26 protein-coding genes are annotated in these 26,798 nt (G+C 60.3%); 14 read left to right on the top strand and 12 right to left on the bottom strand.

Features of this window, described 5'->3' with window-relative positions:
- The first annotated feature begins 40 nt into the window (after positions 1-40).
- The 5 genes from KGA82_RS08730 to KGA82_RS08710 are packed head-to-tail and all read left to right on the top strand — an operon-like array spanning position 41 to position 3,943.
- Positions 41-781 carry an SURF1 family protein gene (locus KGA82_RS08730; RefSeq protein WP_008044693.1) on the top strand — a complete coding sequence of 247 codons (741 nt, stop codon included), beginning with the start codon at positions 41-43 and terminating at the stop codon, positions 779-781.
- A complete protein-coding gene (locus tag KGA82_RS08725) occupies positions 747-1,340 on the top strand; it encodes a hypothetical protein (protein WP_223450126.1) in 594 nt (197 codons plus the stop codon). Before KGA82_RS08730 ends, KGA82_RS08725 begins: the two co-directional genes overlap by 35 nt.
- Positions 1,341-1,350: 10 nt before the next feature.
- Positions 1,351-2,424, top strand: coding sequence for a COX15/CtaA family protein (locus tag KGA82_RS08720; protein WP_192417858.1), 1,074 nt, complete (start codon positions 1,351-1,353; stop codon positions 2,422-2,424).
- Positions 2,412-3,311, top strand: coding sequence for a heme o synthase (gene cyoE, locus KGA82_RS08715; protein WP_008027686.1), 900 nt, complete (start codon positions 2,412-2,414; stop codon positions 3,309-3,311). The genes KGA82_RS08720 and cyoE overlap by 13 nt, the downstream gene beginning before the upstream one ends.
- Positions 3,308-3,943, top strand: coding sequence for an SCO family protein (locus KGA82_RS08710; RefSeq protein WP_008027684.1), 636 nt, complete (start codon positions 3,308-3,310; stop codon positions 3,941-3,943). Before cyoE ends, KGA82_RS08710 begins: the two co-directional genes overlap by 4 nt.
- Positions 3,944-4,113: 170 nt before the next feature.
- On the opposite strand, the gene KGA82_RS08705 is transcribed toward KGA82_RS08710, so the two are convergent.
- The 7 genes from KGA82_RS08705 to zur form a co-directional block, all read right to left on the bottom strand.
- The gene (locus tag KGA82_RS08705; RefSeq protein WP_223434191.1) at positions 4,114-4,884 is read right to left on the bottom strand and encodes a MetQ/NlpA family ABC transporter substrate-binding protein; all 771 of its coding nucleotides are present in this window, start codon (positions 4,882-4,884) and stop codon (positions 4,114-4,116) included.
- Between the two features lie 74 nt (positions 4,885-4,958).
- Positions 4,959-5,633, bottom strand: coding sequence for a methionine ABC transporter permease (locus KGA82_RS08700; protein ID WP_008027679.1), 675 nt, complete (start codon positions 5,631-5,633; stop codon positions 4,959-4,961).
- Positions 5,633-6,640 (bottom strand): methionine ABC transporter ATP-binding protein, encoded by a 1,008-nt coding sequence (locus KGA82_RS08695; protein ID WP_008027677.1) that lies wholly within the window; start codon positions 6,638-6,640, stop codon positions 5,633-5,635. The genes KGA82_RS08700 and KGA82_RS08695 overlap by 1 nt, the downstream gene beginning before the upstream one ends.
- A gap of 210 nt (positions 6,641-6,850) precedes the next feature.
- Positions 6,851-7,567 carry a PA5502 family lipoprotein gene (locus KGA82_RS08690; protein ID WP_008027675.1) on the bottom strand — a complete coding sequence of 239 codons (717 nt, stop codon included), beginning with the start codon at positions 7,565-7,567 and terminating at the stop codon, positions 6,851-6,853.
- Positions 7,568-7,604: 37 nt separating this feature from the next.
- Positions 7,605-8,393: a zinc ABC transporter permease subunit ZnuB gene (gene znuB, locus KGA82_RS08685; protein ID WP_008027673.1), complete on the bottom strand. Its 789-nt coding sequence runs from the start codon at positions 8,391-8,393 to the stop codon at positions 7,605-7,607.
- Positions 8,386-9,171: a zinc ABC transporter ATP-binding protein ZnuC gene (znuC, locus tag KGA82_RS08680; protein WP_008027671.1), complete on the bottom strand. Its 786-nt coding sequence runs from the start codon at positions 9,169-9,171 to the stop codon at positions 8,386-8,388. Before znuC ends, znuB begins: the two co-directional genes overlap by 8 nt.
- Entirely contained in the window at positions 9,171-9,653 is a 483-nt protein-coding gene (gene zur, locus KGA82_RS08675) for a zinc uptake transcriptional repressor Zur (protein WP_008027669.1), read from the bottom strand. The genes znuC and zur overlap by 1 nt, the downstream gene beginning before the upstream one ends.
- A gap of 66 nt (positions 9,654-9,719) precedes the next feature.
- Here zur and KGA82_RS08670 point away from each other — a divergent pair, with 66 nt between their 5' ends.
- The gene (locus KGA82_RS08670; RefSeq protein WP_008027667.1) at positions 9,720-10,640 is read left to right on the top strand and encodes a zinc ABC transporter substrate-binding protein ZnuA; all 921 of its coding nucleotides are present in this window, start codon (positions 9,720-9,722) and stop codon (positions 10,638-10,640) included.
- A 111-nt stretch (positions 10,641-10,751) separates the two neighbouring features.
- Here the strand turns inward: KGA82_RS08670 and KGA82_RS08665 are convergent, their stop codons facing one another.
- Both KGA82_RS08665 and KGA82_RS08660 read right to left on the bottom strand, forming a co-directional pair.
- Positions 10,752-11,702 carry a homoserine kinase gene (locus KGA82_RS08665; protein WP_008044701.1) on the bottom strand — a complete coding sequence of 317 codons (951 nt, stop codon included), beginning with the start codon at positions 11,700-11,702 and terminating at the stop codon, positions 10,752-10,754.
- A gap of 58 nt (positions 11,703-11,760) precedes the next feature.
- Entirely contained in the window at positions 11,761-12,048 is a 288-nt protein-coding gene (locus tag KGA82_RS08660) for a DUF2782 domain-containing protein (protein WP_223450125.1), read from the bottom strand.
- A gap of 74 nt (positions 12,049-12,122) precedes the next feature.
- Here KGA82_RS08660 and polA point away from each other — a divergent pair, with 74 nt between their 5' ends.
- Positions 12,123-14,894 (top strand): DNA polymerase I, encoded by a 2,772-nt coding sequence (gene polA, locus KGA82_RS08655; protein ID WP_223450124.1) that lies wholly within the window; start codon positions 12,123-12,125, stop codon positions 14,892-14,894.
- Positions 14,895-15,262: 368 nt separating this feature from the next.
- On the opposite strand, the gene yihA is transcribed toward polA, so the two are convergent.
- Positions 15,263-15,907: a ribosome biogenesis GTP-binding protein YihA/YsxC gene (gene yihA / locus KGA82_RS08650; RefSeq protein ID WP_008044703.1), complete on the bottom strand. Its 645-nt coding sequence runs from the start codon at positions 15,905-15,907 to the stop codon at positions 15,263-15,265.
- A gap of 191 nt (positions 15,908-16,098) precedes the next feature.
- On the opposite strand from yihA, the gene KGA82_RS08645 reads away from it, so the two are divergent.
- The 7 genes from KGA82_RS08645 (at position 16,099) to KGA82_RS08615 (ending at position 23,434) form a co-directional block, all read left to right on the top strand.
- Positions 16,099-16,389, top strand: coding sequence for a c-type cytochrome (locus KGA82_RS08645; protein ID WP_008027657.1), 291 nt, complete (start codon positions 16,099-16,101; stop codon positions 16,387-16,389).
- A gap of 46 nt (positions 16,390-16,435) precedes the next feature.
- The gene (locus KGA82_RS08640; RefSeq protein WP_008044706.1) at positions 16,436-17,065 is read left to right on the top strand and encodes a c-type cytochrome; all 630 of its coding nucleotides are present in this window, start codon (positions 16,436-16,438) and stop codon (positions 17,063-17,065) included.
- A gap of 199 nt (positions 17,066-17,264) precedes the next feature.
- The gene (locus KGA82_RS08635; RefSeq protein WP_223450123.1) at positions 17,265-17,906 is read left to right on the top strand and encodes a thiol:disulfide interchange protein DsbA/DsbL; all 642 of its coding nucleotides are present in this window, start codon (positions 17,265-17,267) and stop codon (positions 17,904-17,906) included.
- A gap of 14 nt (positions 17,907-17,920) precedes the next feature.
- Positions 17,921-18,799, top strand: coding sequence for an endonuclease/exonuclease/phosphatase family protein (locus KGA82_RS08630; protein WP_008027651.1), 879 nt, complete (start codon positions 17,921-17,923; stop codon positions 18,797-18,799).
- Positions 18,796-20,859 carry a GGDEF domain-containing protein gene (locus KGA82_RS08625; protein ID WP_223450122.1) on the top strand — a complete coding sequence of 688 codons (2,064 nt, stop codon included), beginning with the start codon at positions 18,796-18,798 and terminating at the stop codon, positions 20,857-20,859. The genes KGA82_RS08630 and KGA82_RS08625 overlap by 4 nt, the downstream gene beginning before the upstream one ends.
- Positions 20,860-20,961: 102 nt before the next feature.
- On the top strand, positions 20,962-21,744 hold the full coding sequence (locus KGA82_RS08620) for an N-acetylmuramoyl-L-alanine amidase (protein ID WP_223450121.1): 783 nt from the start codon (positions 20,962-20,964) through the stop codon (positions 21,742-21,744).
- Positions 21,745-21,820: 76 nt separating this feature from the next.
- Complete coding sequence (locus KGA82_RS08615) at positions 21,821-23,434, top strand: EAL domain-containing protein (protein ID WP_008044710.1); 1,614 nt, start codon at positions 21,821-21,823, stop codon at positions 23,432-23,434.
- A gap of 7 nt (positions 23,435-23,441) precedes the next feature.
- On the opposite strand, the gene KGA82_RS08610 is transcribed toward KGA82_RS08615, so the two are convergent.
- Complete coding sequence (locus KGA82_RS08610; protein ID WP_223450120.1) at positions 23,442-25,232, bottom strand: ATP-binding protein; 1,791 nt, start codon at positions 25,230-25,232, stop codon at positions 23,442-23,444.
- A 10-nt stretch (positions 25,233-25,242) separates the two neighbouring features.
- Complete coding sequence (algB, locus tag KGA82_RS08605; protein WP_008044712.1) at positions 25,243-26,589, bottom strand: sigma-54-dependent response regulator transcription factor AlgB; 1,347 nt, start codon at positions 26,587-26,589, stop codon at positions 25,243-25,245.
- Between the last annotated feature and the right edge of the window lie 209 nt (positions 26,590-26,798).

Raw genomic sequence — 26,798 nt, 5'->3', positions numbered from 1 at the left:
TGAGTATAGCTATCGCGATCAATGACTTTCTGGCGACGCCATGAAGCGCTTTCGGCCGGGTATCGTGCCGACGCTGGTGGTCGCCCTCCTGCTGCCGCTGCTGGTGTCGCTCGGCTTCTGGCAACTGGGCCGTGGCGCAGAGAAAAGCGCGCTGCTGCACACCTACGCCGAACGCCGTGCCGCCGAACCGATGGCCAGCACCGAACTGCCACACACCGAGGATCCGGCCTTTCGCCGGGTTCGCCTGCACGGCCAGTTCGACGCCGCGCACAGTCTGCTGCTGGATAACCGTCAACGCGACGGCAAGGTTGGCGTCGAGCTGCTGCAACCGTTTCAGGATCAGGCGACCGGGCTCTGGCTGCTGGTCAATCGCGGCTGGCTGCCATGGCCGGACCGGCGCACACCGCCGCAATTCACCACACCCGCCCAGGCATTGAGTCTCGATGCCTGGGTCTACGTTTCCCCCGGCGCGACGTTTCAATTGCACGCTGACCCGGACAGCACAACCTGGCCGCAGCTGATCACAGCGGTGGAGCCGACCAAGCTCTGGTCCGCGTTGGGTCGTGAAGGGTTTGCCTACGAATTACGCGCAGAAAACAGCCTCGCAACCTACCGGGCCGACTGGCCGATCGTTGCCACAGGGCCGGAAAAACACATCGCTTATGCCGTGCAGTGGTTCGCCATGTCGATCGCCCTGCTCGGCCTTTTTATCTACCTCGGCTGGCACAACGCAAAGGAGAAACACCATGGGAGCGGCCATGAATCCACCCAGCATGTCTGAAGCGAAAACGCCGGCGAACCGGCGCAAGGGTCGCTTGCAGCTGTTACTGATCCTGCTCGTGGTGATCGGCCCGATGATCCTCGCCACCGGCATGTACAAACTGAATTTCTGGGTGCCGGAAGGCCGCAGCTATCACGGCGAACTGATCGGCAACGGCCAGACCCGCGCCGACCTTGGCGTGCAGGCGCAGGAAGAGCGCTGGCAGTTACTGGTCACGGCACCGAAGCCGTGTGCGGTGGACTGCCAGCAACTGGTGTATCTGGCACGGCAAATCCAGATCGGCCTCGGTCGCGATGCGTCCCGCGCCAGTCATGCCATCGCCACCGCGCAGCCGCTGAACAGCGATTACGAGACTAAACTTCAACGCGAGTACCCGCAGTTGCAGCGGTATTCCCTGGACCTGCCGACCTACACAAAAGGCGCTCAGAGCAATGACACGCCGCACCTGTGGATCATCGACCCCCACGGCAATCTGGTGCTGCGCTACGACCCGACGGTGAAGGGCAAGGACTTGCTCAACGATCTGCGCCATCTGCTGAAACTGTCGAACATCGGATAAGGGCATCGTCATGGCCAAACCTGGATTTCGCCTCGCGCTGTTTGCCACCTTGCTGGCACTGATTGTGGTGCTGCTCGGCGCCTACACCCGCCTGACCCACGCCGGTCTCGGCTGCCCGGACTGGCCGGGCTGCTACGGCTTTATCAGCGTGCCGAAAAGCGAAGCCCAGCTGGCGCATGCCGAACTGCACTTTCCCGATGCGCCCGTCGAAGCGCACAAGGGCTGGAACGAGATGGTCCACCGTTACTTCGCCGGCACGCTGGGGCTGTTGATCTCGGTGCTGGCCGGTCGCGCGTGGGTGCATCGTCGTCATCCGGGGCAACCGGTGAAGCTGCCGTTGTTCCTGTTGGCGGTGGTGATTGCCCAAGCAGCGTTCGGCATGTGGACGGTGACGCTCAAGCTTTGGCCGCAAGTGGTGACGGGGCATTTGCTCGGTGGGTTCGCGACGTTGAGCCTGTTGTTTCTGCTGACCCTGCGCCTGTCCGGCGTGCTGCCTGCGCTGACCGTGCCCCGGCGCTTGCAGTACTGGGCGACGGCCGGGTTGTTGCTGGTCATTCTGCAAATCGCCCTCGGCGGATGGGTCAGCTCCAACTACGCGGCGGTGGCCTGCATCGACTTCCCGACCTGCCACGGGCAATGGCTGCCACCGGCGGACTTCGCCAACGGCTTTCACCTGACCCAACACATCGGCCCCAATTATCTCGGCGGGCAGCTCGACAGCGATGCTCGCACGGCGATTCACCTGACTCACCGTATCGGCGCGCTGTTGGTGACAGTGGTGCTGCTCGGCCTTGCATGGCAACTGAAAGTCGTCGGCATGACGCGCCTGGCCGGGCTGGTGCTGATTGCCCTCGCCGCACAAATCACCCTCGGTATCAGCAACGTGCTGTTCCACCTGCCGCTGCCGGTGGCCGTCGCGCATAACGCCGGTGGTGCAGCGCTGCTGCTGACGATGGTGCTGGTCAATTATCACGCGCGAACCAGTCTGGTTCGGGTCAAACAACCGACACGCTGGCGGTTCAGCCCGCGTAAACATTCAGCCGGGCCCATAACAATAAAAGGAGAGATGCCATGGCGACTCTGATCGGCGCACGTCACAACCAGGCGATCTGGCGTGACTACCTGGAGCTGACCAAGCCGAAAGTGGTGGTGCTGATGCTCATCACCTCGCTGGTCGGCATGTTCCTCGCGACCCGCGCCGGGGTGCCATGGACCGTGCTGGTGTTCGGTAATCTGGGGATCGCCTTGTGTGCCGGCGGTGCGGCGGCGGTGAATCATGTGGTGGACCGACGCATCGACGCGGTGATGGCCCGAACCCACAAACGCCCCTTGGCCGAAGGCCGGGTCTCACCGACGGCGGCGCTGACGTTCGCATTGGTGCTGGCGGTGCTGGGCCAGGCGTTGCTGCTGGCCTTCACCAACCCGCTGACCGCTTGGCTGACCCTGGCCTCCTTGCTCGGTTACGCGGTGGTCTACACCGGTTTCCTCAAACGCGCGACGCCGCAGAACATTGTTATCGGCGGCCTCGCCGGTGCCGCCCCGCCGCTGCTGGGCTGGACCGCCGCCACCGGCCACATCAGCGCCGAACCGTTATTGCTGGTGCTGATCATCTTCGCCTGGACCCCGCCGCACTTCTGGGCGCTGGCGATTCACCGCAAAGAGGAATACGCCAAGGCCGACATTCCGATGCTGCCGGTGACCCACGGCGAGCACTACACCAAGATTCACATCCTGCTCTATACCTTCGCGCTGCTGGCCGTGAGCCTGATGCCGTACGTGATCCACATGAGCGGCATGCTTTACCTGATTTGTGCGTTGGGACTGGGCGCAAGGTTTCTGCAATGGGCCGTGGTGCTGTACCGTGGCACTCGACCGCACGCGGCGATCAACACGTTCAAGTACTCTATTTACTACTTGTTCCTGCTGTTTATCGCGCTGCTCGTAGACCACTACCTACTGTTGAACCTATGACTCGAACCCAGAAAACCGTCTTCATCCTTGTTGCCCTGATCGCACTGGTTCTGGGCCTGACCATCAATAAAGTGCTGTCCGGCAAAGGCCAGGGCGACCCGACCGCGTTGATCGACGCCGGGATCATCCTGTTGCCGCAAAGCCGTAATCTGCCGGACGTGACGATGACCGATCAGGACGGCAAACCGGTGGCGGTCAACGCGCTGAAAGACAAGTGGAGCTTGCTGTTCTTTGGCTACACCTTCTGCCCGGACATCTGCCCAACCACCCTCGCCCAACTGCGCCAGATCAAGAGCGAACTGCCGCCTGAGGCTGTGGATAAATTGCAGATCGTGCTGGTCAGCGTCGACCCGAACCGCGACACCCCCAAGCAGCTCAAGCAGTATCTGGGCTACTTCGATCCGCAGTTCCAGGGCCTGACGGCGACGTCGGTGGAAGACATTCAGAAACTGGCCAACGCGGTGAGCATTCCGTTCATCCCGGCGGACACCAGCAAACCGAACTACACGGTTGATCACAGCGGCAACCTGGCGGTGATCGGGCCGGACGGGACACAGCGCGGGTTTATCCGGGCGCCGTTGAACAACGCGAAGCTGGTGGCGCAATTGCCCGTAATGCTCAACCGTAAATAAACACCGCGCCCCTGTAGGAGCCGGCTTGCTGGCGATGGCGTCCGATCAGCCAATTAAATGGTGACTGACCCACCGCTATCGCGAGCAAGCCGGCTCCTACAAGGGCGGTGTTTCGGGCAAAAAAAAATGGGGCGCATTCAATGCGCCCCATTTTTCGTTACAGCGTCAGATCAGAACGCCGGCACCACAGCGCCTTTGTACTTCTCAAGGATGAAGGCTTTCACTTCCGGACTGTGCAGCGCAGCAACCAGTTTCTTCATGTCTTCGCTGTCCTTGTCGTCCGGGCGGGCAACGAGGATGTTCACGTACGGCGAGTCGCTGCCTTCGATGACCAGCGCATCCTTGGCCGGATCAAGCTTGGCTTCCAGCGCATAGTTGGTGTTGATCAGCGCCAGGTCGACCTGGGTCAGCACGCGCGGGATGGTCGCGGCTTCCAGTTCGCGGAATTTCAGGTCCTTGGCGTTCTCGGTGATGTCCTTGACGGTCGACAGGATGTTGTTCGAATCCTTCAACTTGATCACACCAGCCTTGGCCAGCAGCAACAAGGCGCGGCCGCCGTTGGTGGCGTCGTTCGGGATCACCACGGTGGCGCCGCCCGGCAGTTCGGTCAGTGCCTTGTACTTGCTGGAATAAGCGCCCAGCGGTTCCAGGTGCACACCGGCTACGGAAACCAGATTAGTGCCCTTGGCCTTGTTGAACTCATCGAGGTACGGCTGGTGCTGGAAGAAGTTGGCGTCCAGACGCTTTTCCGCCACTTGCACGTTCGGCTGAATGTAATCGGTGAAGACTTTGACCTTCAGGTCCACGCCTTCTTTGGCCAGGGCCGGTTTCACGAATTCGAGGATTTCTGCGTGCGGGACCGGGGTGGCCGCAACGGTCAGGGTGTCAGCGTGGGCAGAAAAGGCTGCAACGGCAGCGAACGCGACGAGTAGTTTTTTCATTCAGCTAACTCCTTGTGAATATCCGCTTGCGGCGCCTGTTTGCGGCGCCCGCCAGCGAAGGGCCTGCTCATAAATTATTTGCGCGAGAAGTGTACGACCAACTTGTCGCCAACCGTTTGCAGCACTTGAACCAACACCAGCAGCAACACCACCGTGACGACCATCACGTCAGTCTGGAAACGCTGGTATCCGAAACGGATCGCCAGGTCACCCAGGCCACCGGCGCCAACCACACCGGCCATCGCCGTGTAGGACACCAGTGTAATAGCTGTCACCGTAATCGCCGCGAAGATGCCCGGGCGGGCTTCCGGCAGCAAGGCATTGGTGATGATCTGACGTGTCGTCGCGCCCATGGCCTGGGTCGCTTCGATGATGCCGCGATCCACTTCACGCAAGGCGGTTTCCACCAGACGCGCGAAGAACGGTGTGGCACCGACCACCAGCGGCGGAATCGCACCGGCGACACCCAGCGAAGTGCCGGTGATCAACACGGTGAACGGGATCATCACAATCAGCAAAATGATGAAGGGCAATGAACGCAGGATGTTCACCACCAGCGACAACATCGCGTATACGCCTTTGGCTTCCAGCAACTGACGCGGGCTGCAGAGAAACAACAGCACGCCCAGCGGCAGGCCCAGCAAAACGGTGAACAGCAGCGAACCGCCGAGCATCAGCAGGGTGTCGCCGGTGGCCAGCCATATTTCGAACCAATCGATGTTGGCGAAAAACGTTGTCAGAGCTTCCATTAACGAAGCACCTCCATATGAACGTCAGCTGCGGTGAAGCGGGCAAACGCCGCCTCCATGTCGCCGCCGGTGACCGCCAGGGTCAGTTGCCCATAGGGGATGTCTTTGATGCGGTCGATACGACCGGCCAGAATGCTGTAGTCCACGCCCGTTTCCCGAGCGACGGTTCCCAGCAATGGCGCGTAGGTCGCTTCGCCCTGGAAGGTCAGACGCACGATACGGCCCGGCACGTGAGCAAAGTCGTCGCGCTGTTCGCTTTCGTCGATCTGCTCGTCTTCTTGCACGAAGCGTTTAGTGGTCGGGTGTTTCGGGTGCAGGAACACTTCAGCGACCGAACCTTGCTCGACGATCACACCAGCGTCCATCACAGCCACCTGGTCGCACACGCGACGGATCACATCCATCTCGTGGGTGATCAGGACGATGGTCAGTTTCAGCTCGCGGTTGATCTCGGCCAGCAGTTGCAGGACCGACGCGGTGGTCTGCGGGTCCAGTGCACTGGTGGCTTCATCGCACAGCAGGATTTTCGGCTTGGTCGCCAGTGCGCGGGCAATGCCGACACGCTGCTTCTGGCCGCCAGACAACTGCGCCGGGTACTTTTTGGCGTGGTCGGACAAACCTACCCGCGCCAGCAACTCGGCCACACGCTGGTCGATCTCGCCACGTGACAGTTCACCGGCGAGGGTCAGCGGCAGTGCGACGTTGTCGGCCACGGTCTTGGAAGCCAGCAGGTTGAAGTGCTGGAAAATCATCCCGACCTGCTGACGGAAGCGCCGCAAGCCGCTGGCGTCGAGCGCGGTGACTTCTTCGCCGTCGACGATGATCTTGCCGCCACTGGAGTTCTCCAGGCGATTGATCAGACGCAGCAGGGTACTTTTTCCCGCACCGGAATGACCGATCAGGCCGAAAACCTGACCGTTCTCAATCGACAGACTGGTCGGGTGCAGGGCGGGAATATCCTTACCGGCGACGCGGTAGGTTTTGTGGACGTTTTGAAACTCGATCACGTAGCGAACCTTGTGGGGCGCGTTGAATAAGGATCAGCGGTTAGCCGGGCGCGCATTTTAGCCTGTCCGTATAGAGGTTATTAGCATTTATTCCGCATTCAACCTTTCATTTGGCAATAACGAACGCGTGGCGGACGCCTTCGCCGGCAAGCCGGTCTCGCTCCCACAGGGACAGCAACTCTGTGGGAGCGAGCCTGCTCGCGATGCTTTTTAGGGTTTACGCGGACTCAAGACCATCTGCGCCGGAACATTGCGCAGGATCTGCTTCTCCAGATTCAGGTCAAACCCCGAATCCAGCTTCTTTACCCGCTTGGTCAATAACGTCGCCAGCCACGGGTAGTCCTGCGTGCGCGGCGCCTGAATGCTCACGTCACATTGGTAATTCACCACATCGGCAGCGATCGCATCCAGTTGCCGGCGAAGTTTGCTCATATCGGTGAGGTTCAACGCGACGGTGGTGCTTTCAGCGGTCGGATCAATCACTTTTGCCTGAGGTTTAGCCTCGGCAGCCAACAGCGCCGCTTCAGCTTTGTCGAGCTCTGCCTTGCGTGCGTTGACGATGGCGTTGTTGACCCCACCGGTCAGCGCCGGCGCCTTGGGCATCAACGCCCGCGCACGGCTCAGTGCGGTTGCCGCAGCATTCACATCGCCTTTTTGCAGCACGATCTGGCTGCGTTGCAGATAGGCTTCGGCGAGTTGCCGTTGGTATTGCACAAGGGACGGGTCGTTTGGCGACTCAGCCTGCAAGGCAGCCAATTGATCTTCGGCAGTGGCCAGTTCGCTGCTGGCGAGGCTTTGCTCGAGCTGTGCGATGGCCGTGGCCCGCGCATCAGTGGCCTCGGTGGCCGCCGGTGGCGTGCTTTGGCATGCACCCAGTAGCAGCGAAAATGCGACAAGGAGCAGATAACGGGAGGCGAACGGCTTCATTCCTGCGACTCTCTATTTGCGCAAAAAACGAGCAAGTCTACACCCCTCGACGGGGCAGGACAAAACTCAGCAGAAACAGTGCGGCGGCCGTCACAACAATCGATGGGCCCGCCGGGGTGTCCTTGAACCAGGACAACGCCAACCCGCCACACACGGCGAGCATGCCCAGCAGGCTCGCGCCCAGCGCCATCTGTTCCGGCGACTTGGCGTGACGTTGTGCCGCAGCCGCAGGGATGATCAACAGCGACGTAATCAGCAACACACCGACGATTTTCATCGCCACCGCGATCACCACGGCGATCAGCAACATCAAGGTCAGGCGCAGCGCCGGCACGGGCAGACCTTCCACCCTCGCCAGCTCTTCATGCACCGTGATCGCCAGCAATGGCCGCCACAATGTCACCAGCAAGGCCATGACAGCGGCGCTGCCACCGAGAATCCAGGCCAGATCGGTCGGGCTGATCGCCAGCAAGTCGCCGAACAGATAGGCCATCAGGTCGATCCGCACTTCGTGCATGAAGCTTAGTACGACAAGGCCCAAAGAGAGCGTGCTCGGTGCGAGAATTCCCAAAAGCGTGTCGGACGCCAGCGGCTGACGCTGTTGCAACGTCACCAGCAACACGGCCAACAGCAAACAGCCGACGGTGACCGCCACCGTCGGACTGACATCCAGCAGGAAGCCCAACGCCACGCCGAGCAAGGCTGCGTGGGACAAGGTGTCGCCGAAATAGGCCATGCGCCGCCAGACCACGAACGAACCCAACGGGCCCGCCACCAGCGCCAGAGCCAGACCTGCAAGCAGGGCGTAGAGCAGAAAATCAGCCATGCTTGCAGCTATCTCCGTGAACGTGAGGTTGGGCCGACGGGGCCGCGCTGACGACCGAACCATGCAGATCATGGGCGTGGTCGTGATGGTGGTGATAAATCGCCAGGCTTTGTGCGTTCTTTCCGAACAGCTCGACGAAAGCGGGATCGCCGCTGACTTGCTCGGGATGGCCGGAACAGCAAACGTGACGGTTGAGGCAGACCACTTGATCGGTGGTGCTCATGACCAGATGCAAATCGTGGGAAACCATCAACACGCCGCAGCCGTGACGATCACGCAGACGGGTGATCAGGCTATAGAGTTCGGCCTGCCCCGCTACATCGACGCCTTGCACCGGCTCATCAAGGACCAGCAGTTCCGGCTCGCGCAATAGCGCCCGAGCCAGCAGCACGCGCTGCATTTCACCGCCGGAAACACTTTGCACCGGGCTGTCGATCACCTGTTCGGCGCCGACCTCCTTGAGGGCCGCCAAGGCGCGAGCACGGTCCACGCCGGGCACCAGACGCAGAAAGCGCAGCACCGACAGCGGCAGCGTCGGATCGACATGAAGTTTTTGCGGCATGTAGCCAACGCGCAGTTTCGGCTTGCGCCACACGCTGCCGCTGTCCGGCTTCAACAGACCGAGCACCGCCCGCACAAGGGTGGTCTTGCCGGCGCCATTGGGGCCGATCAGGGTGACGATCTGCCCCGGCTCGACGCTCAGCTCAATGTTATCCAGCACGCTTTGCCCGGCAAACGTGACGGCAACCTGCTCGAGGCGGATCAACGCGTTGCTCATCAAGCCCCCTGGCAACCCGAGCAGAGGCCGACCACTTCGACCGTCTGACCTTCGACAACGAACCCGACATCCTTGGCGCTGGTGATAATCGCGTCGCTGATGGATTTTTGCTCAAGCTCGATGGCGGCATGGCATTCGCGGCAGATCAGAAACTGACCCTGGTGCGCGTGCTCCGGGTGATTGCAGCCGACGAAGGCGTTCAGCGAGGAGATGCGGTGCACCAGGCCGTTTTCCAGCAGGAAATCCAGCGCGCGGTACACGGTCGGCGGCGCAGCGCGGCGGCCGTCCTGCTCGCTGAGTACCGCAAGAATGTCGTAGGCACCCAGCGGTTTATGGCTTTGCCACACCAGTTCCAGCACCCGCCGGCGCAAGGCAGTCAGGCGCAAGCCTTGCCGAGCGCACAGGGCATCGGCCTCAGACAGTGCGCTATGCACGCAATGAGAGTGGTCGTGGGGACGGCTGGCAATCGGTGTTTTAGGCATGAGCGGCGACGAGTTTTGTGAGAGACGTTATTATGTTACCCGTTCTCGCCTCTTTGAGTGGTCATCGTGTCCCGACTTTTTTCTATCTTTGTCGCATTTGTCGCCAGTTTTCTGTTGATCGGTTCTGCTCAGGCCGAAGTCAAAGTCCTCACCAGCATCAAGCCGCTGCAGCTGATTGCCGCTGCGGTGCAGGACGGTGTGGCGATTCCGGAAGTGCTGCTGCCACCGGGGGCTTCGCCGCATAACTATGCGTTGCGCCCGTCCGACGTACGGAAGGTGCAATCGGTGGACCTGGTTTACTGGATCGGACCGGACATGGAAGGTTTCCTGCCTCGCGTGCTGAACGGTCGTACGCTGCCGAGCGTTGCCGTGCAGGACCTGCCGGGGCTGAAATTGCGTCGTTTCGCCGAAGACAGTCACTCCCACGCTGAAGAAGCCGACGAGCATGATCACGATCACCGTCCGGGCAGCCTGGATGCGCATTTGTGGTTATCGCCGATCAACGCTCGCGTGATCGCGACGAAAATGGCCGCTGATTTGAGCGCTGCCGATCCGGCCAACGCAGCGCGCTATCAGAGCAATCTGAAGGCGTTCGATGAACGTCTCGACGCGCTGGACCTGCGCTTGAAGGCACGACTGGCGGGCATCGCGGGCAAACCGTACTTTGTGTTCCATGAAGCGTTCGACTACTTCGAAGAGGCTTACGGCCTGAAGCACGCTGGGGTATTCAGCGTCGCCGCCGAAGTCCAGCCGGGCGCCCAGCACGTGTCGGCAATGCGCACGCGGTTGCAGGAAGTGGGCAAGACCTGTGTGTTCAGCGAGCCGCCGTTGCGGCCGCGACTGGCGGAAACACTGGTGGCGGGTTTGCCGGTGAAACTGGCGGAGCTGGATGCTTTGGGTGGGTACACGCCGGCGACTGCTCAGGGGTATGAGCAGGTGCTGGAGAAGTTGGGGAATGATTTGGCGGGGTGTCTGGAGTCGTTGTAATTCCAGAATTGCGGCGCCCCATTCGCGGGCAAGCCTCGCTCCTACAATTTTGTGTACGACGCCAACTTGTAGGAGCGAGCGGTGCGGCGATCCGACTTGCCCGCGAAGCTTTTAGAGGGCGAAAGGTAGCGGGGTGTTGACCTTCTGCCGCTGCGCCAACCGCAACTGAAACTCCATCGGATCGTGAATCAACACGTCCTGCCCGGCGAAAGACTCCGCGGCAATCAATCGCGACAGCCAGAACCGCACACACGCCACGCGCAGCATGGTCGGCCACAACTCCGCCTCGGCAGCAGTGAACGGTCGCAACGCTGCATACGCCCCCAGCAACGCCCGCGCCCGCGGTCCGTCAATCAGACCGTCGTCATCCGAACACCAGTCATTCAAGGCAATCGCTACGTCGTAGAGCATCGGCCCCGAGCACGCGTTGTAGAAGTCGATCAACCCGGTCAGGTGCGTGCCTTCGAACATCGCGTTATCGCGGAACAGGTCCGCGTGGATGTTGGCCCGTGGCAACGCCAGAATTTTCTCTTTTTGCTGCGTGATTTCATCCAGCGCCCGTTGCAACAGATCACTCTGCTCGGCATTCAGGTGCGACAGCAGTTGCGTGCCCTCTTCCAGCATCCAGTCCAGGCCGCGATCGGTTTTGCGCTTGATCATGTTGGCCTGGGTCGCCAGGTGCAGATGGCCGAGCAAATCGCCCACCTGAGCGCAGTGTTGCGCGTTGGCTTCCTTGATGTGCTTGCCCGCCAGACGCGGTTGCAGCAGCGCAGGCTTGCCGGCCAGCTCGCGCAGGGCGACGCCATCGGTGGTGCGCAAGGCATAAGGCACCGGCAGGTTGGCTTCATGCAGCACGTCCAGCAGCTCGATGAAGAACGGCATCTCCTGAACCGGACCGCGCTCGACCAGGGTCAGGACAAATTCGCCCTGCTCCAGGCTGATAAAGAAGTTGGTGTTTTCGCTACCGGCAGCAATCCCCTGAAAATCAAGCAGGCGGCCGAGCCCGTAAGGGGCGAGAAAGGTTTCCAGCTCAGGCCGAGCCAGCGGGGTGAACACAGACATGTTTTAACTGCCAGTACGGGCGCCGCAAATGGCGGCACCGATTAAAATTAAGGACGACTTACCACTTAAATATTTCCCACGCCGGGATCAGCATATCCGGGTAGTCCGAGCGAATGAAGTTACCTTCCGAGCCATCCGCACGTACCAGGAAATAAGGTTTGCCACCTTTCGGCGTGACCTTGATGGCATACAGAAAACCATTTTGCCGATATTCCTGAATGGTTTTATCCCCTTCCGTGCGGATCGTGACATCCGGGTCTGGCGAAGGTGCGTCATCCGCCGCCATCACGACCAATGGTGCAATTGCAAACAAGCCAGCCAGCAACAGGCGATTTAGTGTGCGCATGATAACCTTGTCCCTTTGTCGTCAACGGTCCCGCTATTCTAGCGCCGGACCCGCCGAAAAGGTTGATCCTGCTCATGAGCCAAGCCCCCCTCGTCCTGGTGGACGGTTCTTCTTACCTGTACCGCGCCTTTCACGCCCTGCCGCCGCTGACCACTTCCAAGGGTCTGCCGACCGGAGCGGTCAAAGGCGTGCTGAACATGCTCAAGAGTCTGCGCAAGCAGTACCCGGACAGTCCGTTCGCCGTGGTGTTCGACGCCAAGGGTGGGACGTTTCGCGATGACATGTACGCCGAATACAAGGCCAATCGCCCGAGCATGCCCGACGACATGCGCGTACAGATCGAGCCGCTGCACCAAAGCGTGATCGCGCTGGGCTTCCCGCTGCTGTGCGTCGAAGGCGTCGAGGCCGATGACGTGATCGGCACCCTGGCCCGCAGCAGCGCAGCGGCCGACCGCCCGGTGATCATCTCCACCGGCGACAAGGACATGGCGCAACTGGTCGACGGCCACATTACCTTGGTCAACACCATGACCGGTAGCAGCATGGACGTGGAGGGCGTGAAGGAGAAATTCGGCGTCGCTCCCGAGCAGATCATCGATTATCTGGCACTGATGGGCGATTCTTCCGACAACATTCCGGGCGTTCCAGGCATTGGTCCGAAGACGGCTTCCGGCCTGCTCGTAGGCGTAAACGGCGGCCTGACCGAACTGTATGCACAGCTCGACATCGTCCCGACCCTGCCGATTCGCGGTGCGAAAACCCTGCCGGCCAAACTCGAAGAGCACAAGGAGATGGCCTTCCTCTCCTATCAGCTGGCGACGATCAAGATCGACGTGCCGCTGGACATCGGCCTTGATGACCTGCAAATGGGCAAGCCGGATCACGACAAGCTCGCCGAGCTCTACACCCTGCTCGAGTTCAAAAGCTGGTTTGAAGAAAACCAGCGCGACGCCAAGCGCTCCGGTCAGGAAGTCACCGCGCCGGTGGCTGAGGAAGCCGCCGTCGAGAGCGAACTCAAATACACCACGATCCTCACCCAGGCCGATTTCGACCTGTGGCTGAAGAAGCTCAACGACGCCAAACTGATCGCCTTCGATACCGAAACCACCGGCATCGATGCGCAGCAGGCGCAACTGGTCGGCCTGTCGTTTTCCGTAAAGGCCAACGAAGCGGCTTACATTCCACTGACCCATTCCTACATGGGCGTACCGGATCAGCTGGATCGCGACACCGTACTGCGCGCACTGAAACCGATTCTGGAAGACCCGAACAAACTCAAGGTCGGCCAGCACGCCAAGTTCGACATGAACATCCTGGCCAACTGCGCCATCGGTGGCGATCAGAGCTGCGGCATCACCGTGCAAGGCATCGCCTTCGACACCATGCTCGAATCCTACGTCCTGGACTCGACCGCGACCCGTCACGACATGGACAGCCTGGCGCTCAAGTACCTGAATCACACCACCACCAGCTTCCAGGACATCGCCGGCAAAGGCGCCAAGCAGCTGACCTTTGACCAGATCTCCCTGGAACTGGCCGGACCGTACGCCGCCGAAGACGCCGACGTAACGCTGCGCCTGCATCAAACCCTGCAGGAAAAGCTCAACGCGATTCCGAGCCTGAGCAAAGTCCTGAGCGACATCGAAATGCCGCTGGTGCCGGTGCTCGCACGGATCGAGCGTCAGGGCGCGCTGGTCGACGCCAACCTGCTGGGCATCCAGAGCGTGGAGCTGGGCGAGAAGATGGTCGCGCTGGAGCGTGAGGCATTTGCCATCGCCGGTGAGGAATTCAACCTCGGTTCGCCGAAGCAATTGGGCGTGATCCTGTACGAAAAACTCGGCTTGCCGATCCTCAGCAAAACCGCCAAGGGTCAGGCCTCCACTGCCGAAGCGGTGCTGGCGGAACTGGCCGAGCAGGATTACCCGCTGCCCAAAGTGCTGATGCAGTACCGCTCGATGAGCAAACTGAAAAGCACCTACACCGACCGCCTGCCGGAGCAAATCAACCCGCGCACCGGGCGGATTCACACGTCTTATCATCAGGCTGTCGCGGCGACTGGCCGCTTGTCGTCCAGCGATCCAAACCTGCAGAACATTCCGATCCGCACCGCCGAAGGTCGGCGGATCCGTCAGGCGTTCGTGGCGCCCAAAGGCTACAAGCTGCTGGCCGCCGACTACTCGCAAATCGAACTGCGCATCATGGCTCACCTGGCCAAGGACGAAGGTTTGCTGCACGCCTTCCGCAATGACCTGGACGTGCACAAAGCCACGGCCGCCGAAGTGTTCGGCGTCGAGTTGGCAGAGGTCACTACCGATCAGCGTCGTAGCGCCAAAGCCATCAACTTCGGTTTGATCTACGGCATGAGCGCGTTTGGCCTGGCCAAGCAGATCGGCGTGGACCGCAAACAGTCCCAGGCGTACATCGACCGTTATTTCGCCCGCTACCCAGGCGTCCTGGAATACATGGAGCGCACCCGCGCCCAGGCGGCCGAGCAAGGTTTTGTCGAGACCATCTTCGGTCGTCGTCTGTACCTGCCGGAAATCAACGCGAAAAACCCTGCCCTGCGCAAAGGCGCCGAACGCACCGCGATCAACGCACCGATGCAAGGCACTGCGGCAGACATCATCAAGAAAGCCATGGTGGCTGTGGATAACTGGCTGACGTCGTCAGGCCTCGACGCCAAAGTCATCCTGCAGGTGCACGATGAATTGGTGCTTGAGGTGCGTGAAGACCTGGTCGATCAGGTTCGCGAGGAAATTCGCGTGCACATGAGCGACGCTGCGAAGCTGAATGTACCGCTTCTGGTCGAGGTGGGTGTGGGAAATAACTGGGATGAGGCTCACTGATCCACTGTAGGAGCGAGCCTGCTCGCGATGTGCTGACAAGCAACGCGTTCATTCAGGATGAACGCGTTATCGTTAACGACCATCGCGAGCAGGCTCGCTCCTACAGGGTATTTCGCTGCGGCATAGTGTCGCGATGAAGGGGCTTATTTCTGATAGCGATCCGACTTATTTCAAATGGTTTTGGAAACACCGGAACTAAACCTGTGAAGCGCCACTCAGAGTTACTGAATGGCTGGTGAAGCCCTTCGATGCTCCTATGTTGTGTTAAGTGTTGGCAGATAATCTGGACCCCGCCCTAGCGGTCCGGAACTTGAACCCCGGAACTTCCCCCTCCCCATAAGAAGTCCGGGGTTTTTTTTGCCTGCGATTTATTGCTCGACGGGTTCAGCGCCCTTGTCCGCCAGCTCCATCCAGCCTGCCAGTACTGTGTAGGCCTCTTCCAGACCGAGGCGTTTTGGCGCCGAGAACAGCTGAATGGTGATCGCATCGCCCCAGCCTTTGCGGATATCCGACTGCACCTTGAGCAGGACGTTCTTCGCTGCGCCGTAGGTCAATTTGTCCGCTTTGGTCAGCAGAATGTGCATCGGCATGCCGCTGGCCACGGCCCAATCAAGCATCAACAGGTCGAAGTCGGTCATTGGATGACGGATGTCCATCATCAGAATCAGGCCTTTCAAACTCTCGCGACCACCCAGATAAGCTTCCAGGTGACGCTGCCAGTGCAGCTTCAACGGGATAGGTACTTTCGCGTAACCGTACCCCGGCAGGTCGACCAGACGCCGATCATCGTCTAGCTTGAAGAAGTTCAAGAGTTGCGTGCGACCCGGGGTTTTCGAGGTCCGCGCCAGGCTGGCATGCGTCAGGGTGTTCAAAGCGCTGGATTTACCGGCGTTGGAACGCCCGGCGAAGGCCACTTCGAAGCCTTCGTCGTCGGGACATTGGTCGACTTTGGCAGCGCTGAGCATGAAGGTGGACTGTTGGCACAGGCCGAGGATGGGGTTCTTGAGTTGCATGGGATTTCCGATGTGGGCGGCGCCGGGAATGGACGCGGCAAGCGGTGTCGTTTCCGTTTCAGTGACGCCAGTATATAATGCCGCAGATTTTGTGTGCGCTTTGTCCCAGCGTAGGATGAAGTTCACGAGAGCGATTGACCTTGATTGCGCATTAGAACGCAGAACGCTCTCAACCCTGAAAAGGTCGTTTTATGACGAAATGGCTGCTAGCTGCCGGTGTCTTGATACCGCTTTACAGCGCTCAGGCTACACAGGATCCGGAAGCTGTGTACAACCGTGTTTGTGGTGCCTGTCATTCCGGCCAACTACCCATGGCGCCCAAAAAGGGCGATCAGGAAGCTTGGACGCCGAGGTTGGCGAAAGGTATGGAGACGCTGGTGCAACACGTGACCCAGGGTTTCAAGGCGATGCCGCCGCGTGGTTTGTGCATGGACTGCAGTGCCGAGGATTACCAAGTCATCATCCAGTGGATGAGCGAGTGATCCCGGTCCATAACTCTTTAACCCTTAGCCGTAGTTGGATTAGCTGATGAACAAATTGATCGTGAGTCTGCTGTTGACCGTGGGCATCTCCGGCATGGCCCATGCTGCAGGTGAGGCAGTACAACCGGGTGATGCAAAAGCCGGTCAGGCCAAAGCCGCCGTATGTGGCGCCTGCCACGGCCCGGATGGCAACAGCATGGCGCCAAACTTTCCAAAACTGGCGGGACAAGGTGAACGTTACCTGACCAAGCAATTGCACGACATCAAGTCGGGCAAGCGCACCGTTCTGGAAATGACCGGCCTGCTGACCAACCTGAGCGATCAGGACCTGGCTGATATTTCCGCCTACTTCGCCAGTCAGAAAGGCAGCGTTGGCGCCGCCGACCCGAAAGTCGTGGCTCGCGGTGAAGCACTGTTCCGTGGTGGCGACCTGGCCAAGGGCCTTCCATCCTGCACCGGTTGCCACTCGCCAAATGGCGCGGGCAATGCCGCCGCCGGTTTCCCGCACCTGGGTGGCCAGCACGCTCAATACGTCGCCAAGCAACTGACCGATTTCCGCAAGGAAGAAGGCGGTCGCAACAACGACGGCGACACCAAAACCATGCAGACCATTGCCAAAAAGCTGAGCGACGAAGACATCGCAGCGGTGTCCAGCTACATTCAAGGCCTGCACTAAGACGGCGAAGCGGGCGCCGCGCGGGAAGTACATCTCCTGCAACGTTAACGCTCTATTAATCCGTCGCAGCAAGTATAAAAAGGGTGGCTCAGGCCACCCTTTTTTGTGCCTGCTGCCGTTACACTACAGAACTCAAGCCCGCCATGACCTGTCTGAAAACATGTCGCGCGAGGCGACCCAAATTGTCCAGGAGTAAAGCATGCGTAATCTGATCATCAGCGCCGCACTCGTCGCTGCCAGCCTGTTCGGCATGACTGCCCAAGCCGCCGAAGCCCCCGCCGCCCCTTATGTCGAACTGAGCAATCCGGTTCCGGTTGCAGTGCCTGGCAAGATCGAAGTGGTGGAGCTGTTCTGGTACGGCTGCCCGCATTGCTACGCGTTCGAGCCAGTGATCAATCCCTGGGTCGAGAAGCTGCCGTCCGACGTGAATTTCGTGCGTATTCCTGCAATGTTCGGCGGCCCGTGGGATGCACACGGCCAGATGTTCCTGACCCTGGAAGCCATGGGCGTCGAGAGCAAGGTTCACGCTGCGGTGTTCAACGCGATTCAGAAAGAACACAAAAAGCTGACCGATAAAGACGACATGGCCGACTTCCTGGCGACTCAAGGCGTAGACAAGGACAAGTTCCTGGCGACCTTCGATTCCTTCGCCATTAAAGGCCAAATCAACAAAGCCAAAGAACTGGCCAAGAAATATGAAATCTCCGGCGTTCCAACCATGATCGTCAACGGCAAGTATCGCTTTGACGTGGGCTCTGCCGGCGGCGCCGAGCAAGCGCTGCAACTGGCCGACAAACTGGTCGACAAAGAGCGAGCGGCTAACAAGGCTGCAGCCAACTAAGCGCGGGACCTGCCATGCGCCGCTGGGGTACTGAACGCGTCGTTGGCCTGCATGATCCGCAGGTCAACGAGCATCACCTGGAATCGACGGGCCTGCCCGCAGACAGTCGTCTGCGCTTGCTCAGCTTCAATATCCAGGTCGGTATCAGTACCGAGCGGTATCGGCACTACCTGACCCGGGGCTGGCAACACCTGTTGCCGCACACCGGGCGTGCCGACAATCTGCAAAAGATCGGCAATCTGCTGGGCGACTTCGATCTGGTTGCACTGCAGGAAGCCGATGGCGGCAGCCTGCGATCCGGCTACGTCAATCAAGTGGAACACCTGGCGCAACTCGGCGCCTTCCCCTACTGGTATCAACAACTCAATCGCAACCTCGGTCGTCTCGGCCAGCACAGCAATGGCGTGCTCAGCCGCCTGCGCCCGTGGGCGATTGAAGATCACCCGCTGCCGGGGCCCAAGGGTCGCGGGGCGATCCTGGTGCGCTTCGGCGAAGGTCCGGAATCGCTGGTGGTGGTCATGATGCATCTGGCGCTGGGCGCACGCACCCGCAGCATGCAACTGGCTTACATCCGCGAGTTGATTGGCGGCTATAAACACCAGGTGCTGATGGGTGACATGAACACTCATGCCAGTGATCTGCTGCAAAACTCCCCGTTGCGCGACCTCGGCCTGCTGGCACCGCAACTGGAAGCAACCTTCCCCAGCTGGCGCCCGCAGCGCTGCCTGGACCACATTCTGCTGAGCCCGACCCTGACGCTGGAAAAGGTCGAAGTGCTGGCTCAACCCATTTCCGATCACCTGCCGGTCGCGGTAGAAATTCGTCTGCCGGGTTCGCTCACGGCCGATGCATTCCCCGCGTTGAGTCCTGCCCCTCGCGGAACCCCTGAATGAGCGACGAAGCACAGCGCTGGAAAGAGAAATACCTCAAAAGCATCGAACAACAGGAAAAACTCGAGCGTCGCTGGGACGCCCGGCTCGACTTGCTGCGTCGGGGGTTGGTGCGCAGTACGCTGGCGGCCGAGGGCACTGACCGCGCTGTTGACCAGTGCATGAAGGAAATGCGCGAGGTCATCCGCACCAATGACATGGATGCGGGCCTGGCGGCGCTGCTTCCGCGACTGGAAAAAGCCGTACTCGACTCCGAACAGCGTCGCGAAACCCGAGTCAATCAGACCAGTGCCGCGCTGACCTCGCTGGTAACGCAACTGCAAACGTTGCCGCTGCCCCGGGAAGTGAGCCGGCCACTCAAGAACTTTGCCAAAACCCTGGACGGACGCGTCAGCCAGGCGCGCGAGATCCCGTTGCTGCTCAGCGAACTGAGCGGCCTGCAAGGCAAAGCCTTGAATCAGCTGGAGACCCCGACAGAACCCGGTCGTCCGGGCTTGCTGCAACGACTGTTCGGCAGTCGTGAAGCGGATGAAGCCACTCCGGAAGCTGCGGCTCCGCAGGCCCAGGCGTCCGCTCCAGCGCCTGTAGAAGCCATTGCTGCTTTACCTGCCGAGACGCCGCGAGTCGCCGTCGAATCCGCGCTAGTCGCCGCTGAGCCACCAGTAACCGCGCCTGACACGCCCGTGGCCGCACCCGAGCCGCCAGTGATCGAAACGCCTACAGACGCCCCGCCGCCTGCCGTCGTGACGTTTGTCCCGCCAGTTGTTGAGCCTCAGCCGGCGCCCGAGGTGGAAACACCGGCCCAGCCGCAGGCTCAACAACCGGAACAACCCGCACCCGCCGCGATGACACCGGTTGTCGAGGCTCAACCGCCTGGCAATCCCGACGAACTCACCCCGGTGGTGCTTCTCGACAGCCTGCCCCTGCCCTCGGCCGTGGCCCAGGCGCTGGCCGCCATCGATCCGGAACAACCTGAACACGATATTCTCTACGCCCTTCCGGACTCGCCCGAGCCGTCCTACAGCTCGGTGGCCAAGCACATCGAAGACACTCTACTGGGCCTGCTCGACGACCTGTCGCTCCCCGAGCGTCACCGCCCACAAGCCGAAGCCATGCGTGATCGCCTGCAAAACGGCTTGAACTGGTACGAACTGCTACCGATCCTCGACGATCTCGCAACTTTGATGCTGGCGATCAACAACAGCGGACAGCACGAGTTCGAAGTTTATTTGCAGCAACTCAACGAACGCCTCGAGTCGTTCCAGAGCAACTTGCAAGCTGCCAGCGATGGCCATGCCGACAACCAATCTGCGGCACGGCAAATGGACACGCAGATCCGCGAACAAGTCGATGGCTTGCAGAGCAGCATGCAGGAAGCCGCCGACCTGGACGACCTCAAGCACGTACTGGAGAACCACCTCGAAGGCCTGTTGGGCACCATGGACCAACACCAGAAGCAGCGCGACGAACGCGAACAGGAAGTGGCCGCCCGCCTGAAAGGCCTGGCCGAACGGGTGGCGCACATGGAGCAGGAAGCCCAGGGTTATCGCGAACATCTCGAAGAGCAGCGCCAGAAAGCCTTGATCGACCCACTGACCGGGCTGCCGAACCGGGCGGCCTGGAGCGAGCGACTCGACCACGAAATCCATCAGTGGCAGCAGCATGGCAACACCCTTCTGCTGGCCATGCTCGACCTCGACCATTTCAAACGCATCAACGATAACTATGGTCATCTGGCGGGCGACAAAGTGCTGAAAATTATCGCCACGGTGCTGCGCAAGCGCCTGCGCGGGACAGATTTCATCGCGCGTTTTGGCGGAGAAGAATTTGTCCTGTTAATGCCCGGTACCGTGCCGGCCGTCGGCGCAAAACTGTTGGAAAGCTTGCGTGCGGCGGTAGAAGCCTGCCCGTTCCATTTCAAAAGCGAGCCGGTGACCATCACCATTTCCATGGGACTGACAGCGTTCAAACCCGGCGAACACAGCGATCTGGTGCTTAAAAGAGCCGATCAGGCGCTGTATCGCGCAAAACATGCCGGGCGTAACCGAGTGGAACTGGGCTGACAGCCAATTGTTCCATTTTGTTTAAAAGCTCGCGCCGACCATTCTCGCGCAAGGCAGTACGTTACACTGTTGCATTACTGTCTTGCGCGTACTGTCTCTACCATGAAATTTCTCACCCTCTTCGTGTCGCTGATCCTGTTGGCCGGCTGTGCCAGCGGACCTCGGTTCGACACCAGCCATCCTTCGGCCAATCACGACAGCCGCGTTCAATTCGTGGTGGTGCATTACACCTCGGCATCGCTGGAACGCTCGTTGCAACTGCTGACCCACGGCGAAGTCAGCAGCCATTACCTGATCGGCGACGACAAAAACGCCACTATCTATAAGTTGATGGACGAAAACCAACGGGCATGGCACGCCGGAGAGAGTGAGTGGCAGGGTCGGACCTGGTTGAACTCCAGCTCCATCGGCATTGAAATCGTCAACCCAGGATTCAAGGAACTCCCGACCGGAGAGCGTTACTGGTATCCCTACAGCGAAGCTCAGGTCCAGTCCTTGATCGTCTTGCTAAAAGACATCAGCAAACGTCACGCCATCAGCCCCCACAGCATTATCGGCCATAGCGACATCGCGCCGTTTCGCAAGCTGGACCCGGGGCCGCTTTTTCCCTGGAAGCGCCTGGCCGCCGAAGGCCTTGGTGTTTGGCCAGACGAGCAGGCCGTGGCGCGGCAACAAGTGCAGTTCGACTCGAAATTGCCGAGCGTCAGCTGGTTTCAGGCGCAGTTGGCCCGCCTCGGTTACGCCACGCCGCAAACCGGCGAGCTGGATGTGGCAACGCGTCACGTGATCGGCGCCTTTCAAATGCATTTCCGGCCGTCGCGCTTCGACGGCATGCCGGATGCGCAGACAGCTGCACTTCTCCAAGTGTTGAATCAGACAAAATAATGACGCCCGCCCGACGGTGCGGGCTTTTTCTCAATCAGCAGCTATAACTCATTGGTAATTCTTCGGATATTCCCATATGCCTGCTGCTCGAGAGACGCTTCGTAGCTGGTTCTATCGCCCGTGGTTTTTGGCGATGCTGGCGGCCGCCCTGAGCAGCGTGTTGCTATTGGCGCTCAGCCTGTTCGTGGCCATTCATCAGATCGAGCAAAACGAAAGCCTGGAAATGAACGCGCAAGGCGAGCGATTTCTTTCGCGCCTGGAGCAGTTGTTCGGGCAACTGCGCGAAGGCCTCGATGATCTGGAGGCCCAACCGCTGCGAACCTGCGACAAAGACATGATCGCCACTTTGCAGCAGGTCACCTTCAATTACCGCTTCGTTTACGAGGCCGCGTATATGGATGCCTCGAAGATCTGCTCCAACCGACCGAGCCAGGAAGGACTGTCGCTGACACGAGCACCGGACATTCAAGACCCCACTTACAGTTATTGGCTGAACACCACCACCGAACCTGATGAAAACCGCGCCGCGCTCATGCTCGGACGGGGCAACTTCCGGGTCGCGACCTCTCGCGGACATTTGACCGACATGGTCGACCTGTCGCCGGGCAGCAGTCTTTTGGTGATACTCGACAACGGCACCCGCGCGATTCCGGTGCTGGGCTCCCCGCAAGCCTGGCCACCGACCGTGCCTTGGCCACCGAAAAGCAGCGAAGCCTTGCAAGTCACCCCGACTCGCTTGATTTACCTCATGCCGACCAAAAGCCCCGAATACCAATTGGTGCTGATCACCCCGCGCACCGCCGTGAATGTGCCCACCGCCTGGTGGTGGCTGGTGCCGGCCAGCCTGGCATTGGGAATACTGGTGGGTTTCATGGTGTTTCTGCTGGTGCGTCAGCGGCAATCGCTGGACGCCGAATTGACCGGTGCGATACGACGTGGCGAGTTGCAGGTGTTGTATCAACCGATCTTCGACCTCGACAGCCGCAACTGCGTCGGAGCCGAAGCCTTGCTGCGCTGGCGCCGGCCGGATGGCACCCTGACCAGCCCCGACCTGTTCATTCCGATGGCGGAGAACACCGGCCAGATCCGTCAGATGACCGACTTCGTCCTGCAACGCCTGCTGGAGCAGTTGGGGCAGTTGTTGCGGGCCAATCCGCAACTGTACATCTCGGTCAACCTCGCAGCGTGCGATGTCATGGTGCCGCGAATCGGTCAGGTGATGGCGCGCCTGCTGACCTTGCATCGGGTCGCGGCCAAGCAGATTGCCTTTGAGGTGACCGAGCGGGGATTGATTGACGTGGTGGTGGCCCGGGAAAACCTGCAGGCCTTGCGCGATGTCGGGCATCAGGTGTTGATCGATGACTTTGGCACCGGCTATTGCAGCCTCGCCTATCTGCAAACCCTGCCGGTGGACTGCCTGAAAATCGACAAGGCGTTCATCGATGCGCTGGGGCATGACGCCGCCAGCAGTGGCGTGGCGCCGCATATCATTCACATGGCCCAGTCGCTGCACCTGAAGGTGATTGCCGAAGGCATCGAACATGAAGCCCAAGCCGCATTTTTGAGCAGTGAAGGGGTGAAGTTCGGTCAGGGCTGGTTGTTCGCCCATGCATTGAGCGCCGTACAGTTCATCGAGCTGATCACCCGGGGTCGGCGACTGGCCGGCCGACGCCTGGACGACGAAGCGTAAACGCGCGTTAAACCGCCAACGCCATGTAGAACTGCGTGCCCTGCCCCGGCCGCGAATAAACCCCCATCCGTCCACCGTGCAACTGCACGATTTCCTTGCACAACGCCAGGCCGAGCCCCGCGCCACCCTTCTTGCGCCCGACCTGCACAAAAGGCTCGAAGATCCGCCCCTGCTGGCCGTAGGCGATGCCCTCGCCATTGTCCTCGACGCTGATGATCACCCGCTCCCCATGACGCCGCGCCTGCAAGCGTATCTGGCCGTCTGGGCCGGTATGGCGCAAGGCGTTGTCGATCAGGTTGTCGAGCACACGGTCCAGTTGCGGTTGATCGGCCTGCAACCACGGTAACGGACCTTGCACCTCCACCAGCAGGTTGATGCCCTTCTCTTGCGCTGTATCAGCGAACCGCGACCGTGCCCGCTCAAGCAGCTCCTCGATGGAACACGGCGCCAGCGAGAGTTTCTGCAGTCCGTTCTGGTAGCGGGAGAAGTTCAGCAAGTCGTTGATCAGTTGCATCAAACGCTGCATCTCTTCATTGACGGTGTCCAGCAGGTCCGCTTCTCGCGAGTCCTGCGCAAAGTGCGTGCGCTCCCGAAACAGGCCGAATGCCATGTGCATCCCGGTGACCGGCGTTCGCAGCTCATGAGACGCACGCAACACGAACTCGCTGCGCACTCGCTCGAAAGCACGCTGCTCGGTGACGTCATGCAACACCATTACCGCGCCCAGAATCTGGGCCTGGGTATGACTGACCGGCGTCAGGCTGTACGTGAGCAACCGCGACTCGCCATCGACCTCGATACTCAGGTCCTCCGGCGCCCGCTCCAACGTGCCACCACGCAGCACCAGTTGCAGCTGTTGATCCAGCTCGGGGCGTTCGAGCGCGGCACCCAGCCCCTGACCAAGACGATCGGTGTCCCAACCCAACTGGCGCTGCGCCACCGGGTTGAGGTGTTCGAGATGGCCGTCGCGGTCGATCATCAGCAGCCCGTCATCAATGCTGTCGAGCACCGCCTGCAAACGCTGCTGGCCGGCGAGCAATTCGTCGATATTAGTGGCCTGGTGCTGACGCAGAGCCTCGGCCATGATCCCGAAACGCTTGGTCAGCAGATTCATTTCCACTGCCGAGGAAATCGGCAGGGTTACCTCGAAATTGCCTTGGCCGATGTTGTCGGCGGCCTGGGCCAACGCCTCGATCGGTTCACCGAAACGACGTGCGATCGCATGAGCAGTGATGAAACCGATGATCAGCACCGCCAGCCCGACCAGACCGAGCAGGCCGGCAATCAGCAGCGCTCGTTCCCGCGCCTGACGTTGCGTTTCATTGATGGTATCCAGCGCTCGCTTTTGCTCGGTAATCAGCCCGTTGCGCAACACGTTGAGTTTTTCGGCGAGGTCTTCGTTGCCACTCAGTACATGGGACGGATCGTGTGCCTGGTCCAGCGCCTGAAGAAACCGCAGGTAATCGTCCTTGGCCTGCCTGAAACCGTGTTGGCCGCTCTCTCGATTCTGCTCATGGGCGATGCCTTCATCCACCAACTGAAGATAATGCAGCCTGGACGTTTCAAACGCCGCGGGATCCGATTTTTCGCCCAGCATGAGGATCAGTTGATCGCCCAGGGTCTGGCGCATCTTCAGGCCCAGATCCAGGGTGACGAAATTGTTGCGAATCAGCGCTTCCTGGGTTCCCGCCATCTGCATCACGCTGACCAGACCGAGCAAAAGCCCCAGCAGCGCCACGGTGATCAAGGCGGAAATACTCAGAAAAAGCCGAGTACGCAACTTCATCGCCAGTTTCATCGCGCAGGGCTCACAAGTTGTACTGCTTGCGTTTGCGGTAGAGCGTCGAAGCGTCGATGCCGAGCGTCTTGGCGGCCTGATCCAGGGTGTCGGCGGTGGCGAGGACCGCGCCGATGTGGGCCTTCTCCAGTTCATCCAGGCTCAGCGCAGCGCCGATACGTGGCGCATTGTTGACCGGGGTTTCGGCCATGCCCAAGTGGCTGATTTCAACCCGCTCCTGTGGACAAATAATGCTCGCCCGCTCGACCACGTTGCGCAGCTCGCGGATGTTCCCGGGCCAGCGATAGCTGAGCAGCGCTTCACGGGCTTCTTCACTGAAAACCCGCGCCGGACGTGCGTATTCCTTGACGAACCGGGCCAGAAAACGCTCAGCCAGGTTCAGAATATCTTCCCGCCGTTCGCGCAGCGGTGGCAGGTGCAAGGTGATGACGTTCAGGCGATAGAGCAAATCTTCACGGAAACGTCCGTCGCGGACCATGTCTTCAAGATTGAGGTTGGTGGCCGCGAGGATGCGCACATCGGCGCGGCGGGTGACCGGATCGCCGACGCGCTCATATTCCTTGTCCTGGATGAATCGCAGCAACTTTGGCTGCAATGTCAGGGGAAAATCGCCGATCTCGTCGAGAAACAGCGTTCCGCCGTCAGCCTGGTTCACTCGTCCGAGCGTGCTCTCACTGGCGCCGGTGAACGCGCCACGGCTGTGACCGAACAGCTCGCTTTCCATCAGTTCGGCGGTCAGCGATGGGCAGTTGATGGTGACGCAGGATTTTTTCGCGCGCTTGCTCCAGCCGTGAATGGCCTGGGACAGCTCCCCCTTACCGGTACCGGACTCGCCGAGGATCAGGATGTTGGCATCCGTGCTGGCCACTTGGCGGGCGGTTTCAAGCACCACTTTCATCGCCGGGCTGTGGGAATCCAGACCGTCCTTGGGTTTGCGCACTTCACCTTCCAGCGCCTCCAGACGGGCCGACAGTTGCCGCACTTCCAGTTGCTTGGCGGTGGCAAGGCGCAATTGATCGGGGCTGCACGGCTTGACCAGATAATCAGCTGCGCCGGCCTGGATGGCATCCACCGCGGTGTCCACAGCCGAATGTGCGGTGACGATCACCACGCGCATCCACGGCGCCTGAATGCGCATCTGCGCCAACACGTCGAGGCCATTGTCCTCGCCGAGGCGCAAATCGAGGAAGCACAGGTCGAACACCTGGCGTTGCAGCAGCGCATCGGCCTGCGCCGCGCTGGTGGCGGTGGCGACGCTGTAGCCTTCATCTTCGAGGCAGTATCGGAACGTTCGCAGGATGGCGGATTCGTCGTCCACCAGCAGAATGCGGCCTTGATGCTCAGTGGCTGATTCCATTTTCCTACGCTCCTTAAAGAATGATCTTGGTTTAGTCCCGGAATAATCGGGCAAGTTGCATGGTTGATTCTGGTCGATTCCGGCTACAGCAGGGTAGCTCGCCCCTCACCCTACGGCTAATCACCTGATTTTGTTGTTTTTTTATCAGATAGCCGGCTTTCAGTTGATTCCCCATCTTTCCTTGTGACATCCGCGCCCTCCCCGCAATT

The organism is Pseudomonas sp. BF-RE-22 (genome assembly GCF_019956155.1).
GTDB lineage: Bacteria > Pseudomonadota > Gammaproteobacteria > Pseudomonadales > Pseudomonadaceae > Aquipseudomonas > Aquipseudomonas migulae.
The sequence above is the reverse complement of the archived record's forward strand: the minus strand, read 5'-3'. Positions and strand labels throughout refer to the sequence as shown.